The organism is Gemmatimonadaceae bacterium, assembly GCA_036003045.1.
In the GTDB taxonomy this organism is placed as follows: domain Bacteria; phylum Gemmatimonadota; class Gemmatimonadetes; order Gemmatimonadales; family Gemmatimonadaceae; genus JAQBQB01.
Genome location: DASYSS010000101.1, coordinates 11,301 through 26,619 on the forward strand (window position 1 = coordinate 11,301; position 15,319 = coordinate 26,619).

10 protein-coding genes are annotated in these 15,319 nt (G+C 65.9%); 7 read left to right on the plus strand and 3 right to left on the minus strand.

What is annotated here, in order from left to right; genetic code table 11:
• Position 1 precedes the first annotated feature (1 nt).
• Positions 2-3,412: an amidohydrolase family protein gene (locus VGQ44_22100; protein HEV8449531.1), complete on the minus strand. Its 3,411-nt coding sequence runs from the start codon at positions 3,410-3,412 to the stop codon at positions 2-4.
• Between the two features lie 112 nt (positions 3,413-3,524).
• Positions 3,525-4,073: a hypothetical protein gene (locus VGQ44_22105; protein HEV8449532.1), complete on the minus strand. Its 549-nt coding sequence runs from the start codon at positions 4,071-4,073 to the stop codon at positions 3,525-3,527.
• A gap of 136 nt (positions 4,074-4,209) precedes the next feature.
• On the opposite strand from VGQ44_22105, the gene VGQ44_22110 reads away from it, so the two are divergent.
• The gene (locus VGQ44_22110) at positions 4,210-5,127 is read left to right on the plus strand and encodes a hypothetical protein (GenBank protein ID HEV8449533.1); all 918 of its coding nucleotides are present in this window, start codon (positions 4,210-4,212) and stop codon (positions 5,125-5,127) included.
• A gap of 136 nt (positions 5,128-5,263) precedes the next feature.
• Positions 5,264-6,358, plus strand: a complete 1,095-nt coding sequence (locus VGQ44_22115; protein ID HEV8449534.1) for a succinylglutamate desuccinylase/aspartoacylase family protein — start codon at positions 5,264-5,266, stop codon at positions 6,356-6,358.
• Here the strand turns inward: VGQ44_22115 and VGQ44_22120 are convergent.
• Positions 6,355-6,996, minus strand: coding sequence for a hypothetical protein (locus VGQ44_22120; protein ID HEV8449535.1), 642 nt, complete (start codon positions 6,994-6,996; stop codon positions 6,355-6,357). The two genes, VGQ44_22115 and VGQ44_22120, sit on opposite strands and share 4 nt — an antisense overlap.
• 207 nt (positions 6,997-7,203) lie before the next feature.
• Between VGQ44_22120 and VGQ44_22125 the strand changes: the two genes are divergently transcribed.
• The 5 genes from VGQ44_22125 (at position 7,204) to VGQ44_22145 (ending at position 15,263) form a co-directional block, all read left to right on the plus strand.
• Positions 7,204-8,175, plus strand: coding sequence for an MBL fold metallo-hydrolase (locus VGQ44_22125; protein HEV8449536.1), 972 nt, complete (start codon positions 7,204-7,206; stop codon positions 8,173-8,175).
• A 109-nt stretch (positions 8,176-8,284) separates the two neighbouring features.
• Positions 8,285-8,959, plus strand: coding sequence for a hypothetical protein (locus VGQ44_22130; GenBank protein ID HEV8449537.1), 675 nt, complete (start codon positions 8,285-8,287; stop codon positions 8,957-8,959).
• 277 nt (positions 8,960-9,236) lie between these two features.
• Positions 9,237-11,732 carry a DUF1592 domain-containing protein gene (locus VGQ44_22135; GenBank protein ID HEV8449538.1) on the plus strand — a complete coding sequence of 832 codons (2,496 nt, stop codon included), beginning with the start codon at positions 9,237-9,239 and terminating at the stop codon, positions 11,730-11,732.
• Positions 11,733-11,759: 27 nt separating this feature from the next.
• Positions 11,760-13,157, plus strand: coding sequence for a DUF1552 domain-containing protein (locus VGQ44_22140; protein ID HEV8449539.1), 1,398 nt, complete (start codon positions 11,760-11,762; stop codon positions 13,155-13,157).
• Positions 13,158-13,169: 12 nt separating this feature from the next.
• Positions 13,170-15,263 carry an ankyrin repeat domain-containing protein gene (locus tag VGQ44_22145; GenBank protein ID HEV8449540.1) on the plus strand — a complete coding sequence of 698 codons (2,094 nt, stop codon included), beginning with the start codon at positions 13,170-13,172 and terminating at the stop codon, positions 15,261-15,263.
• Positions 15,264-15,319: the final 56 nt, after the last annotated feature.

Consider the following 15,319-nt stretch of genomic DNA (forward strand, 5'->3'; position numbering starts at 1 on the left):
TCTAGTGCTTGTCCTGATTGTTCCCGGGCGCGTTGGATGGCCACCACCACAGGTGCGCGATCTGCTTCTGCCGCGGCCACACCTCCGCCATCGTGTTGGCGTCGTACATGCGGCCGTTCTTCATGACGTATTTGATCGTGTTCGTGTTCTTGATGTCGTCGAGCGGATTCTTGTCGAGCACTTGCAGGTCGGCGAGCTTCCCGGCCTCGAGCGAGCCGACGTCCTTCTCGTGCCCGATGGCTTCGGCGCCGACGATCGTCGCTTCACGCAGAACGTCGTACCGCGGCATGCCGCCCGACGCGATGTTCCAGATCTCCCACTGCGCGCCGAGTCCCTGAAGCTGGCCGTGGCTGCCCATGCCGACTCGGCCACCGGCCGCGACCACTTTCGCGGCCTGCTCGGCGAAGAGCTGGAACGACCACTGCGATGGCGCCCACCATCCCGGCCGGCGCTCGGTCTTGCGCTCGACTTCGTCGTTCGGAGTGTAGCGGCGAAGCTTCTGGTCGCCGACGACGTCCGAGTGCTCGTACCAATAGTTCTCGGCCCACGGGCCGCCGTATTGAACGATGAGCGTCGGCGTCCACGTCGTGCCCGACTCTTTGAGGAGCGTCAGGACGTCCTTGTACAGCGGGGCGATCGGCAGCGTGTGCTCGATCCCCATGTACCCGTCCATCGCTTCGGTCATGTTCTTCTTGAAGTCCAGGCCGCCCTCGAGCGTCGGCATAAGCCCTTGCTCTCGCGCCGCCATGATGACCAGCTGACGAGTCCGGCGATCGCCCGTCATGTACTGCTTGATGGTTTCGGTATTGTAGAACTCCGAGTACTTCTTCAAAACGTCGCGGGCGTCTTCGATCGTGCGGATGTTCGTCTGCTGAAAGACGCCCGGTCCGGTCGCGTAGATGCGCGGCCCGATGAACTCGCCGGCCTCCACCATGTCGCTGTAGGACAGGACGTCGGTGGTGGACGTCTGCGGATCGCGCGTCGTCGTCACGCCGTACGCGAGATTGATGAGATACTCCCACGGCTGCGACCGATGGATGTTGAACGCCGGCCAGATGTGCGCGTGGACGTCCACGTACCCGGGCATGATGGTCTTGCCCGACACGTCGAACTCCTTCGCCCCCGACGGGATCTGCACTTTCCCCTGCGGCCCGACGGCGACGATGCGGTTGTCCTTCACGACGATGTCGCCCTTCTGAATGACCTCACTCCCCTTCATCGTGAGGATGCGAGCGCCGCGGAGAACGACCGTGCCCGCCGGCCGATCTTTCTTGACGGTGATGGCCACGTCGAACCGCGTCGCCTCGTAAATCGGTCGCGCGGCCGCTCCTCCGCGTCCGCCACGGCCGCCGCCTGCCGGCCCGGCGCCACCGGCGCTGTCCGCTTGGGCGAGTCGTGCCGCCGCCTGCGTCGTCGAATCCCGAACGGCCGCGTCGGCGGCGTTCAAGTCGTAGGTGAAGAGCGAATGCCCGAGCGCGTAGTAGATGTGATGGCTGTCGCCGGCCCACGTGGCGAACTCGCCGCCGATCCCCGTCACCTTGCGGACCGGCACTTCGGACTGCGCCGGGTTGGTCGCGTTGATCGCGGCGCCGTTCGGCGCTTTCGGCACGTCTTCAATGAGATAGACGCGCGGCCCGCCTTGATCCGTCACCTGAACGAGCACTTTGCTGCCGTCGGGCGACAACATCATCTCGCCGGCGCCGCCGCCACCACCACCTCCACGCCCGCCGCCACCGGCCGAACGTAGAATCGTTTTCTGATCCGTGCCGTCCCACCGCATCGATACGAGCTGCGTGCCTTCGGCGAAATACACGTGATCCGGATCCGACTTCACGAAATGCGGCCGGCCGAAGTTGGAGATCGGCGCGATCACAGTTTCGTTGCCCCCGCTGCCTGGGAGCCAGACGAGCTCGACGCCGACCGCTGCCGCGGGCGGACGCTCATCCTCTCGCAGATCCTTGTGCATGTTGCGCGGACCGCGGCCGACGACGATGCGTTGGCCGTCGTTCGAATAGGAGGGCTTTTCGTAGTACGCCGGCTTGCCCGTCAGCTTTTCTGGGCGCCCGCTGCCGTCGGCGCGCACCCGCGACACCGTGCCGCCGTCGACGTCGTTCCACGTGACGTAGGCGATGTACTGTCCATCGGGCGACCACGCGGGCTGGAACTGTCCCAGCCCCTCGTCCGCGGTCAGGCGCTTCGGCGTGCCGCTCGGCAAATCCATCGTCCAAACGCGGTCGAGCGCGACGAACGCGAGGCGTTTGCCGTCGGGCGACGGCTTCACGTCGCGGATCTGCCGCACGGTCATGCTCGTGTCGCTGTACGCGTACTGAAAGTGATCCGGCCCGGCGATCATCATGTCGATGTCGGCGGTGAACGGGATCATCGTTTCCTTGCCGGTCGCCACGTCGGCGCGCCAGAAGTGGCCGTGATGTCCGATGACGATCGACTTCGAGTCGGGCGTGAACGCGTAGGTCGGGAAGACGTCGCGATTCGGCCGCGACTCCTGGTCGTCGCGCTGCACCTTCGGAAGCAGAATGTGTTCGTCGCCGGTGGCGAGCTCCTTGAGCATGAGCGCTTCCTCGGCGCCGACGCGCGTCGCGAACGCGAGCCAGCGTCCGTCGGGGCTCAGCTCGGGACGCATCCCGCTGCCGACTTCGTTCGTCTTCGTGAACACTCGGCCCGTCTCGCGATCGAGCACGCCGATCTGCCAACCAAGCGCCGTCTGGTTGTAGCCGCCGCCCGTGCTGTTTCGCATGGCGGTGTAGACGTACCGCCCGTCCTTCGTCACCGTCGGACCGAGGAACACGTTCGGCGCGGCGCCACCACGCCCGCCGCCCGCTGGGGCGGCGCCGCCACGGCCGGCCGTCGAGTCACCCGTGAGTCGGAATCCGCCGGTGCCGCCGTGCGCGAAGTACATGTGCAGATCGTTCCCTTGCGAGACGATGATGTACTTGCCGTCGGGCGTGAAGGTCGGCGATTGGAAATGCGTGTTGGCGTTGTCGCGCGTGATCTGACGAGGACTCGTGCCGTCGGCGTTGGCCAACCAGACGTTGTCCGATCCGGAGCGGTCGCTGACGAAGACGACTTCCTTGCCGTCCGGCGAATAGTGCGGCATCGCGTCGTACGCCTGACCGCTCGTGATCCGCGTCGCCTTGCCGCCGGCGACGGGAAGCGTGTACAGGTCGCCGAGCAGCTCGAAGACGATCGTGTTACCGTCGGGCGAGAGGTCGAGCGAGAGCCAGGTCCCTTCGTCCGTCGTGAACTTGAGCTGGTGTGTCGGAGCGAGGGGAAGCCCGCGTCCCGCGGTCGAGTCGCCGCCGCGCCCGCGCTGCGCCGCCGCCGCCGAGACGATCGTGAGCGCGAGAAATCCAATGAGCGCGGCGGATGCCGCGAATCCGGTGGGACGACGCATACGTGCCTCTGCGTTGTTGAGAGATGGTGCCGCGCGTGACGCGCCAGTCATTCTGAACGAGGCACCGGGCGCGGGCAAGCCTGGGCACCTCTCCGCACGCCCTTTCAGGCGCCTAGAAGTCGTCCCCGGCCCTTTGCGCGGGGCACGCGGACACTGGGGTGCGGTGACTCGCGATACCGAGTCTTGCATCGACGACCCAGCGCTCATCGAAGACCGATCGATAACAGATTCGGAGCTTGACACGCCCGATCTGTTCCCAGAAGGGAGTCGGGAGCGACGCGGTAGGGAGTCCGAGCAATTCGACATTGTCGCCGGGACGCACGCCGTGGTCGAACAAGCTGGTGTTGCCGAAAGCGCGGGACGAATCGCCGAGCAGTACCTGAAGGACCCCGCGCCAGTCGCCCAACGGTTTGTCATCTACGGTCACCGCGATTGCCTCGACGACGGCTGGACCGAGCCCCGTGTTGTGCACGAAGATCTTTGCGCCCTCGCCGCTGGTGAACGTCCCGACCTCGAGATTCGGCCACACCTCGGCGCGATCGTGCGCCCGCTGAAGCGATGCCTCGTAGACGCCGACGGCGAGCGCCGACAGGCTGACGATGAGCGCCGAGATGGCGACGAAGGTCTCTGGCTCGCGGTACCACGGGCGATCGTCGGACATGGACGCCCAATGTCCGACGATGTTCTTCTTTCGTCCAGAGCGTCGCACGACACGCGGCGAAGCGCTACATTCACGGCCCCCTGAGCTGCAAAACGGTTCAGGGCGTTTCCCCCCCACCGGTAGCAGAGAGGAACAGATGCACCGAATGCTAGGCTCGATCGGCGCCGCCGCCGCAATCGCGCTCTGCGCGTGTAGCCAGAAGGAGGCCGCCAAGGCCGATTCCGCGCCCGTGGCGCAAACCGGCGCTGCCGCTGCATCGAAAGCGTCGTACGACCCGGTGACCCACGTCGCCGTCGTGCACACGAAAGACTTCGCGTTCGACGCGCCGGACTCGGTGAACGCGGGATGGACGACGTTCCATCTCATGAACGACGGGCCGGGAATCCATCACTTGCAACTCGTGCGCATCGACAGCGGCAAGACGACGGCCGACGTGGTGACCGCGATGGACGCGGTCCTCGCCCGCAAGGGACCGCCGCCCGCGTGGCTGACGCTCGTCGCCGGCCCGAACGCGCCGAACCCGGGCGCCGAGAGTGATGCCATCGTCAATCTCGAGCCGGGCAACTACGCTCTCATCTGTCTCGTCGACATTCCAAGCCACGTCGCCCACTTCGACAAGGGCATGGTGCGCGCGCTCAAGGTCACCGCGGCGACGGCCACGCCCGCGGCTGAACCGACCGCCGACGTCACGATTGCGCTCGCCGACTACAAGTTCGACGCGACCGGCCCGCTCACCACCGCGGGCATGCACACGTTCAAGGTGACGAACGCGGGTCCACAGCCTCACGAGATCGAGATCCTTCGCTACGCACCAGGCAAGACGATGAAGGACGTCGGCGACTTCATGACCGCCGCGATGGGCCCGAATCCTCCGGCCGGTCCGCCGCCGGCGGATCTGATCGGCGGCGTGTCGGCCGGTCTTCCGAAGCAGGTCTCGTACTTCACGGCGAACCTGACCCCGGGCAAGTACGTCATGCTGTGCTTCATCAGCGACATGAAGGACGGCAAGCCGCACGTCGAGCACGGAATGGTGCGCGAGTTCGAGGTCAAATAGTCTCTCTCTGCTGCGAGAACGCCTCCGACCTCGCCGTCGGGGGCGTTTTCGTTTTCGGGGAGGGGGCGCCGAGACAGCGCCGTCGTCGTGTGGTATGATTGTCGTTCCCTCTCCCACCTCGTCGCGGAGTCCGGCAATGCGTACTGCATCGAGAATCATCGTTCGCGTCGAGACGCTCCTGTCGTTCGCCGTGCCGGCAATAGCGCAGCAGCCCTCATCATTCACCGTCGGGTCGGCGACAGCCGCGCCCGGACGGACGGCGTACGGCGCGATCTCGATTCCCGCCGGATCGGACTCCGCGCTGTCGATCCCCGTCGCCGTGATTCGCGGAACGCGCGACGGTCCGGTCGTCGCGTTCGTCGCCGGAAGCCACGGCACCGAGTACACGTCGATCATCGCGATGCAGAAGTTGATCGGCCGAATTCCTGCGACGCAGTTGGCGGGAACGGTGATCGTGGCGCCGCTGCTGAACGTGTACTCGTTCCGGATGATGACGCCGCACATCAACCCGATCGACCGGAAAGGCATGAACGCGTCGTATCCCGGCGACGCGAACGGCACTCAGACGCAGCGCGCGCTCGCGGCCGTGACGGAGCAGATCGTGGCCCCGGCCGACGTCGTGGTGGACCTCCACGGCGGCGACCTCGACGAGGATCTGCGCCCCTACAGCTATTGGTTTCGCGGTGGACGCGCCGCACAGGACTCGGCGGGACTCCGACTCGCGCTTGCGTTCGGGCTCGACCACATCATCGTCACCGACGTCGATCCGTCAGCGCCGACCGCCGGTCGGTCGCTTTCCGGACAGGCGCTCGTCCGCGGCAAGACCGTGCTGGTCGCTGAAGCGGGGCGCAGCGGAATCGTCGCCAACGCCGATCTCACTTCGCTCGTGGACGGTTCGCTGAACGTGCTCGGCGCGCTCCGCATGATCGAGCGGCGCGCCACACCCCTCAAGCACGTCACCTGGCTCGCGGGCGCGGGCGCACGCGTCGCGGCGGATAGTGCGGGAGTCTTCTTCCCCGGTGTCGCGCGCGACGTTCGCGTGACGAAGGGACAAGTGGTCGGCCGGACGACCGACTATCTCGGCCGTCCGACCGGGGAGATCCGCGCGCCGATCGACGGACTCGTCACGTTCATCCGTGGCGTCCCGTCGATGGCTCCGCGGGCAACGTTGGTAAACGTCGCGCCGGTGTTGCCCGATTCCGGAAGTTGGAAAGCGCCGAAAGCGCCCTAACGCAAGCGGACCGTATCCATCGAGCGCACGGTCATGCGTGTGCCTTCCGGAATCACGGATTGGGTCGAGCCCGTACCGAGCGAGATGACCGTACCCGCGGCCGCGCCCAGCAGACCGCCGGTGATGATTTTCGACAGCTCAGCGCCCCCGATGATCGCGCCGAGCGCCGCACCCGCGATCGCGCCAACGCCGGCTTCCTTCGCGACGGACGCCTTCGTCGGATCCGTTTGCTCGCTGCTCACCTTGACGTCCGCGATCTGTCCGTCGAACGGATACGACGTTCCTCGGATGCGGACACTATCGAACGCGAGTCGAATCACGGACTGTTCTCCCGGCAGGTTCGCCGAATGCAAGCCCGTGACATGGCCGAAGAGCATCGAGCCTACAGGAACCGCGTCGACGCCGTTCGACGCGCGAACGGCTTCAGTCACCGTCGCACTGAATTGATCCCCCTCGTGGCTGGAACGCGTTCCAACCGACTCGTTCAGTCGAACTCGCATCGTCGTACCGGAAGGAAGCACGGCGCCGTTCATCGGAGTGGCAGGCGCGATTTCGCCGGCGGACTCGACGCGTGTCCCGGATGCGCACGCTCCCGCGACGAGCGCCGCGGCCAGTGTGATTGCGATGTGTCGCGTCATTGAGACTCTCCCTGTCGCTGACGTGAGCTGAAAAACACGCCAGGTGGGAAGGCAAGTCGCACGCCTCACGGCCCACGGCTGACCCGAAGCTCCGGTCGAGTGCGCTAGCGTCAGTTGCTCATCGCGCCTGGACTTGCGAGAATTCCATTCGCGGGCAATTGCCCGAACGACGCAGATCCGGTCGCCTCTTCGTCACAATCCCCGAGTATGGCAGAGTCGACTGTCAGTCGCCGAGAGTTTCTCGTGCAATCGAGCTCGTGCGCGGCGCACCTCGCGCTCGCGGCGACCGTCATGCCGACAGCGGCGCGCACGCTCTGGTCGGCCCCGGTGGGACGCGTCGTGGCGCGAGAGCCGTTCGGAAACCTCGAGCGAATCTCCGACGGCGTCTGGGCTCTCGTGTCGACTCCGCTCAACGGAGACAGCACGACGGTCTCCAACGGCGGAATCATCGTCGGAAAGGACGCGGTGTTGGCAATCGAAGGATTCAACCGCCCCGCCGGCGCGCAATGGTTGGCCGGCAAGGCGCGCGAGCTCACGGGTCGTTGGCCGACGCACGTCGTCCTCACGCACTATCACGCGGACCACGCGAATGGAGTCGCGGGCTATCTCGCCGGGGGCGACCACCCGGTCGTCCGCTCCACGGCGCGCACTCGCGACTTGGTCATCGAGCGCAACAAACCCGAGGACACGTCGCGCGTAGCGGCGGTTCGCGACTCGGTGGTGATCACCGCCACCGAACCGACGACATTGGATCTCGGCGGGCGGTCGGTTCGGGTGATTCCTCGGCTTGGCCACACGGAAAGTGACATTTCGTTGGAACTCGACGAGCCTTCGATCGTTTTTGCTGGCGATTTGTTCTGGAACGCCATGTTTCCGAACTTCGTCGACGCGATTCCAACGAAGCTTGCGGCATCGGTGCGAGCGCTCCGGCGTACGCGCGACACGCTGTACGTCCCGGGCCACGGTCCGCTCGGACGTGCCGCGGAGTTCGACCGGTATGTGGCGATGCTCGACGAGGTCGAGAAAGCGGCGCGGGCGGGACTCGCGGCCGGGACCTCGCCCGTCGATCTCGGAGCCAAATTCTCGCTCCCGGCGTCGCTCGGTGAGTGGACGCTCTTCAACAAAGTCTTCTATCAACGTGCCTTTGAGGCGTGGTACCGCGAGCTGAAACCGGCGTGATACGCGGTGCGCGCGATTTTGTTGTCCGCAGGGCGGATGATTTCGCGTTGGTACTGAAGTCCTGAACGAGCTACCCACCAGAACGGCGCGAACGCGCCGGGGAGGAAGCATGAACGATCGTCCACCAACTGAGCTGGAGCAGGGCCGCCGCGCATTTCTCGGCAAGATCGCCGTCGGAGCAGCCGGCCTCTCGATGGCCGCGGCGATCGATCCGTGGGAGGCATGGGCCCAGGCTCGCGCCAACGGCGCACCGGACGGCGAGCATTGGCTCGACAATCTGAAGGGCACGCACAGACAGCTCGTCGATGCCTACCAGCCGAACGAAGGGTTCCCGTTTGCGTTCGTGTGGTCGTTCGGGCTGGTGCAGCCGCCGCCGGCGCAGATCGGCACGGTCATGGTGCTGCGCCATTTCGCGATGCCCTTCGCGTTGAACGACGCGATGTGGGCGAAATACAAGATCGGCGAGGGGATCAAGTTCAACGACCCCGCGACGAAGGCGCCCGCGGTCAAGAACGTCATGTACAAGGCGAAGCCCGGCACGCTGCCAATCGACGACATCGCGATCGACAAGCTCATGGCCAAGGGCACGATCTTCGGCGCCTGCAACGTCGCGCTGCAGTTCCTGAGCGGCGAGTTTGCCGCCAACGCCAAGGTGTCAAAGGAAGCGGCCGCGAAGGAATGGGCGGCCAACTTGGTTCCGGGAATCCCCCTCATCCCGTCGGGGACCTGGGGAGTGAACCGGGCACAGCAAAAGGGATGCACCTACTGCACCGGCGGCGGTTGATCGGAAACCCCGGGTGATTCACCCGAGAAATGCATGGAAAGAGGCGTCTGGCCGGCTGGCCGGGCGCCTCTTTCCATTTCAGCTCCGGCGGCCCCGTGAATGCATCACTCATGAAGGGTTGCCAAGGAGCCGTAAACGCTTGATAGTGTTGGTGCGTATGCATCGTGACGCCGGGGGTGTTCAACCCCTAGGACTTGGCGTGCGCACCTGAAATAGTCCGTGTAGCCGCACGAAAACATTGACACGACAGACCGGCTTCCCCGGGAGATTGTCGAGCATGAAGATCGTGTTTGCATCGGTTGCGGCAGTCAGCGCCGCGGTGGCCTTTTCGGTCGGCACCGCGACTGGAACGCGAGCCCCTAACTATTTACGGCCCAACGCGTCCCCGACGAGACCTCTCGTAAAACCTCCGGCCAAGCACGCCGCGCGCTCAGCCAAGCCCGCGCCCTCGCCGACGATTCCGATCAGCGCACTCAACGCGGTCGTCGACCAGTACTGCACCGATTGCCACAACGACCAGATGATGGTCGGCAATCTTTCACTAGAGCACTACGACGTCGCAGCCGCGCCATCGCGATGGGCCGCATCGGAAAAGATGATCCGAAAGTTGCGCTCCGCGATGATGCCTCTCCCCGGCGCGCCGCGTCCGGGCGGTGACACGCTGACGCAGCTGGTCGCGACCATCGAGCAGGTCATCGACCGCGCGGCGAAACCGAATCCGGGCAGTCGCACGTTCCAGCGGCTGAACCGCGCGGAATACGAAAACGCCGTGCGCGATCTGATCGGACTCGACGTGACCGCCGGAGATTGGCTGCCGCTCGACACGAAGAGCGCCAACTTCGACAACATCGCCGACGCGCAAATCCTGTCGCCGACGTTGCTCGACGCGTACCTCAACGCCGCGTCGGCCGTGAGCCGCCTCGCCGTCGGCGACAAGAACGCCGCGCTCTCGCAGACGACCTACAAGTCGTCGCCGTTCGCGTCGCAGCATCCGTGGGATCACGTCGACGGCGCGCCGTTCGGCACTCGCGGCGGCATCGTCACGAAGTACGTCTTTCCCGCCGACGGGATGTATCAGTTCCGCATGGTCATCGAGGGCGGTGTCGGCGTGCACCTCGAGGACGTGGACATCTCGGTGGACGGCAAGAGCGTCTCGCTCTTCCACTACGAGAAGGGCGTGAATCGCACCGCCGCGTCGGCCGACGCGCCGCTCGGCGCCGATCTCTATACCACCGATCCCATCGCGTTGAAGGCGGGTCAGCAGATGGTGTCGGCCGCGTTCGTTCGCCGCACCGACGGCCCCTACGAAGACCTGATCAGGCCGCACGACTGGTCGATGGCATCGAACGGCAACGCGAGCGCCGGCACGACGACGCCGCCGCACATCATGGAATTGACGGTCATCGGGCCGTCGAAGATCACGGGCGTGTCGGACACGAAGAGCCGGCGCATGATCTTCTCCTGCCGTCCGTCGAAGACGCTCACTGAACGCGCCTGCGCCGAGCAGATCGTCACCCGGCTCGGCACGCGCGCCTACCGCCGTCCGCTGACGAAGCACGACGTCGACGGCCTGATGGCGTTTTACACGCAGGGCGCGAAGAGCGGGGGCTTCGAGGAAGGCGTACGGTCGGCGCTCCAGGCAACGCTGTCGAGTCCGTATTTCGTGTTCCGCTTCGAGCCGGTGCCGGCGAACGTCGCGCCGGGACAGAACTACCAGATCAGCGACATCGATCTCGCGTCGCGGCTGTCGTTCTTCATCTGGGGAAGCATCCCGGACGATCAGCTGCTCAAGCTCGCCGAACAGAAAAAGCTTTCCGACCCGAAGACGCTCGATCGCGAGCTGCACCGCATGCTCGCCGATCCGAAGTCCGAGGCGCTGGCGTCTCGCTTCGCGGCGCAGTGGCTCCGGCTTCAGGACCTCGACAAGGTTCACCCGGACGCCTACCTGTTCCCCGACTACGACCAGCAGCTCACCGACGACATGCGCCGGGAGACGCAGCTCTTCTTCCAGGACGTCGTCAGGAACGACCGAAGCATCCTCGACTTCTTCAATGCGAACTTCACGTACGTGAACGAGCGGCTGGCCCGTCACTACGACATTCCAAACGTCTCCGGCTCGGACTTCCGCCGCGTCGAGTATCCGGACAGCAACCGCCGCGGAATCTTCGGACAGGGCGCCTACCTCGTGCAGACGTCGATCGCGGACCGCACGTCGCCGGTGCTGCGCGGCAAGTGGATCATGGAAGTGCTGATGGACATGCCGCCGCCGCCCCCGCCGCCCAACGTTCCGACGCTCGATGAAACGGCCGCCGGGAAGGACGGTCATCCGCTCACCACGCGCGAGCGGATGGAGATTCATCGCAAGAATCCGACGTGCAACACGTGTCACCAGTACATGGACCCGATCGGTCTCGCGATGGATAACTTCGACGTCACCGGCAAGTGGCGGTATCGCGAGAACGCCATGCTTCTCGATACGCGCGGCAATCTGTACGACGGCACGCCGATCCAGACGCCGGGCGATCTGACGACGGCGCTGCTCAAGCGGCCGATCCCGCTGGTGCGCGCGTTCGCCGAGAACCTCATGGCGTACGCGTTGGGACGTCGGGTCGAGGACTTCGACCAGCCGACGATCCGCGCGATCGCCAAGCAAGCTGAGACCAACGACTACCGATTCTCGTCGTTCGTGAACGGGGTCGTGCGCAGTGATGCATTCAGGATGAAGCGAGCGGAAGACGCAGTGGCCGCAACCGACACCAAAGACAAGCACTAACCAACCCGACTCGGGGGAAGGCGGACCATGCAGATCCTCACTGGAAAGGCGTTGCCTCGTCGGACGTTCTTGCGCGGGCTGGGAGCGGCGGTCGCCCTCCCCTACCTCGACGCGATGGTGCCGGCGCTCGGGGCGCTGACCAAACGCTCGGTCACCTCGGCGCCGGGCGAGAAGACGCGCTTCGTCGCCATCGAGTCGGTTCACGGCGCCGCCGGCAGCAACATCTGGGGCGCGTCCAAGAACCTCTGGGCGCCCGCCGCGACCGGCAAAGACTTCGTGCTCAACCCGGACGGTGCGCTCATCCCGCTCGAGCCGTGGCGCAAGACGCTCACGATCATCAGCAACACCGACACGCGCATGGCCGAAGCGTTCGACGCCCCGGAGATCGGCGGCGACCACTTCAGGTCGAGCGCGGTCTTCCTCACCCAGTCGCACCCGAAGCAGACGCAGGGATCGGATCTCTACGTCGGCACGTCGATGGATCAGCTGATCGCCCGCCACATCGGCGGCGACTCGGCGATCCCCTCGATGCAGCTCTGCATCGAGAACCTCGACCAGGCCGGCGGCTGCTATTACAACTACGCGTGCGCGTACACCGACACGATCAGCTGGGCAAGCCCCAGCGAGCCGCTGCCGATGATCCGCAATCCGCGCACAGCCTTCGACCTGCTGTTCGGCGCGGGCAACAACAACGCCGACCGGGTCACGCGCCGCAAGGCGAATCAGAGCATTCTCGACTGGATCACCGGCGAGACGAATTCTCTGAAGCGCCAGCTCGGTCCTGCGGACCAGCAGCGTCTCGACAAATACCTGCAGGACATTCGTGAGCTCGAGCGCCGAATCCAAGCTGTCGAGGCGCGCAACTCCAGTGGTGAATCGCGCGAGCTGCCCGAGGCGCCGGTCGGCGTTCCGGACTCCTTCGCCGAGCACATGCAGCTGATGTTCGATTTCCAGGTGCTCGCGTTCCAGTCCGACATGACACGCGTGTTCTCGTTCAAGACGGGCCGCGACGCGTCGAGCCGCCAGTTCCCCGAGAGCGGCACGGACAAGGGCTTCCATCCGGCGTCGCACCACGGCGGCCGCGAGTCGGCGATCTTGGACTTCAACAAGATCAATCGGTACCACGTGAGCCTGCTGCCGTACTTCCTCGACAAGCTGGCCAACACGATGGACGGGGAAAAGAGCCTGCTCGATCAGACGATGATCATGTACGGCTCGCCGATGGCCGACGGCAACATTCACAACCACCGCCGCTGCCCACTGCTCCTGCTCGGACATGGCAACGGACGCATTGCCGGCGAGATGCACCTCAAGGCGCCCGACGGAACGCCGATGGCCAACGTGTTCCTCACCTTGATGCACAAGCTCGGCTTGAACAACAACAGTTTCGGCGACAGCACGGGCGAGTTCGCACTCAGCGTCTGAGGAGGACGCGGCATGAAACGAGTCAGCCTGTTCGGTGCGGCGCTGCTGTGTGCGGCGAGCGCATCGGCATTCGCGCAGCAAAAGGACACGCGCGGCAAGGTCACGCTCCCGATGCCGCCGGCGCGAACGCCGGCGGTCGCCGATGCCGCGCAGAAGGGCGATGCCGCGGCGGTAAAGAAGCTCATCGCGCAGGGCGCCGACGTGAACGTGCCCGAAGGCGATGGCATGACGGCGCTGCACTGGGCGGCGGAGCACGGCGACTCGGCGATAACGACGATGCTGCTTCGCGCTCACGCCGACGTCAAAGCCGCGACGCGCATCGGCTCGTATACGCCGCTCGAGCTCGCGAGCCGCAGCGGCTCGGCGGCCGTGGTGAAGGCCCTTCTTGCCGCCGGCGCCGATCCGAATCGCCCCGACGCAAGCGGCGCGACCGCCGTGCACCTCGCGGCGGCGGCCGGGAATGCGGACGCAGTGTCCGCGCTCCTCGAAAAAGGCGGAAACCCGAACGCGCGCGAGAAAGAGTGGGGACAGACGCCGCTCTTCTTCGCCGCTGAGAATAATCGCGCAGCCGCGATCAAGGTGTTGCTCGCGAAGGGCGCCGATCCCGCGGCGCGGTCGAACGTGATGAATCTTCAGGAAGACGCGGCGCGCGATCAGGCCGGTACGAAGAAGCGCAACGAGGTCCTCATCGCGTTCATGCCGCAGGCACGAAAGGATTCGGTCGCAGCGGCGGCCAAGGCCCAGGCTCACGCGGACTCGATCGCCGCCGCCGAAGCCGGTCCGAACGCCGCGCAGTTTGCGCGGCGCGGCGGTGGCGGCGGCGGCGGCGGTGGTCGAGGCGGCCCGCAGCCAAAGGGTCCGTTTACGATGGAACAGGTTCAGGCCGCGATCGACTCCGGTCGCGTCGTCGAAGCCATGCGCCCCGCGTCGAACGCGCAGGTGACTGAAGAAGTCGACACGCTCAACGGCGGCGTCGCGGGCTACAACGGAACGGTGGGCGGCGTCGGCGGCTTCACGGCGCTGCATCACGCGGCTCGCCAAGGGAACGTCGAAGCCGCGCGCGCGCTGCTCGACGGCGGCGCGGACATCAATGACACGAGCCGCGTCGATCACACGACGCCGCTCCTCATCGCGACGATCAACGGGCAGTTCGACGTCGCGATGCTCCTCGTCCAGCGTGGCGCGAATCCGAACATCGCCAGCAACGTCGGCATGACGCCGCTCTACGCGACGCTCAATACGCAGTGGGCGCCGAAGTCGCGCTATCCACAGCCGCAGGCGATCCAGAACCAGAAGACTCCCTACCTCGAGCTGATGAAAGCGCTGCTCGACGCGAAGGCCAACGTCAACGCGAAACTCGGCACGCAGCCGTGGTATTTCGCCTACAACAACTGCGGCAACGCCAACTGCGGGCTGGAGTATCTCGACGGTTCGACGGCGTTCTGGCGCGCGGCGTATGCGGTTGACGTTGACGCCATGAAGCTCTTGGTGAAGTACGGCGCCGATCCGAACATTCCGGCGATCCGCGCGCCGCAGGGTGGCGGCCGTGGTGGTCGCGGCGGGCGTGGCGGCGGAGCGGGTCGTGGTGGCGCTCCTCCGGGCGACATCGCCGCGTTCGACTCGGCGACGCGCGCCGCGCAATTCGCCGGCGGTCGTGGCGGCGGCGGCGGCCGCGGTGCCCAGCCGATTCTCGACCCGGCAATCGATTCCGCGGCGAAGGCGGCGCCGGTCGGCCTCGGCGTCTATCCAATCGACGCGGTGGCGGGCGAAGGCTACGGCAACGGCTTCGCTGGTAACTCTCACCGCCACGCGCCAGATGGCTGGATGCCGGCGATGCGGTACCTCGTCGAAGAGTTGCACGCCGACGTCAACCAGCGCGACGCGCGCGGCATGACGCCCCTGCACCAGGCGGCCGCCCGCGGCGACAACGAGATGATCCTGTACCTCGTCGCGCACGGCGCCGATCCACGAGCCGTGTCACGAGACGGACATACGACGGTGGACATGGCGAACGGGCCGGTGCAGCGACTACGTCCCTTGCCCGAGACGATCGCGCTGCTCGAGAAGCTCGGCGCGAAGAACCAGCACCATTGCGTGTCCTGCTGACGGGCCCGCCGTAGTCCAACGATGCCGATTTACGATTACGTTTGCCGCGCGTGCGG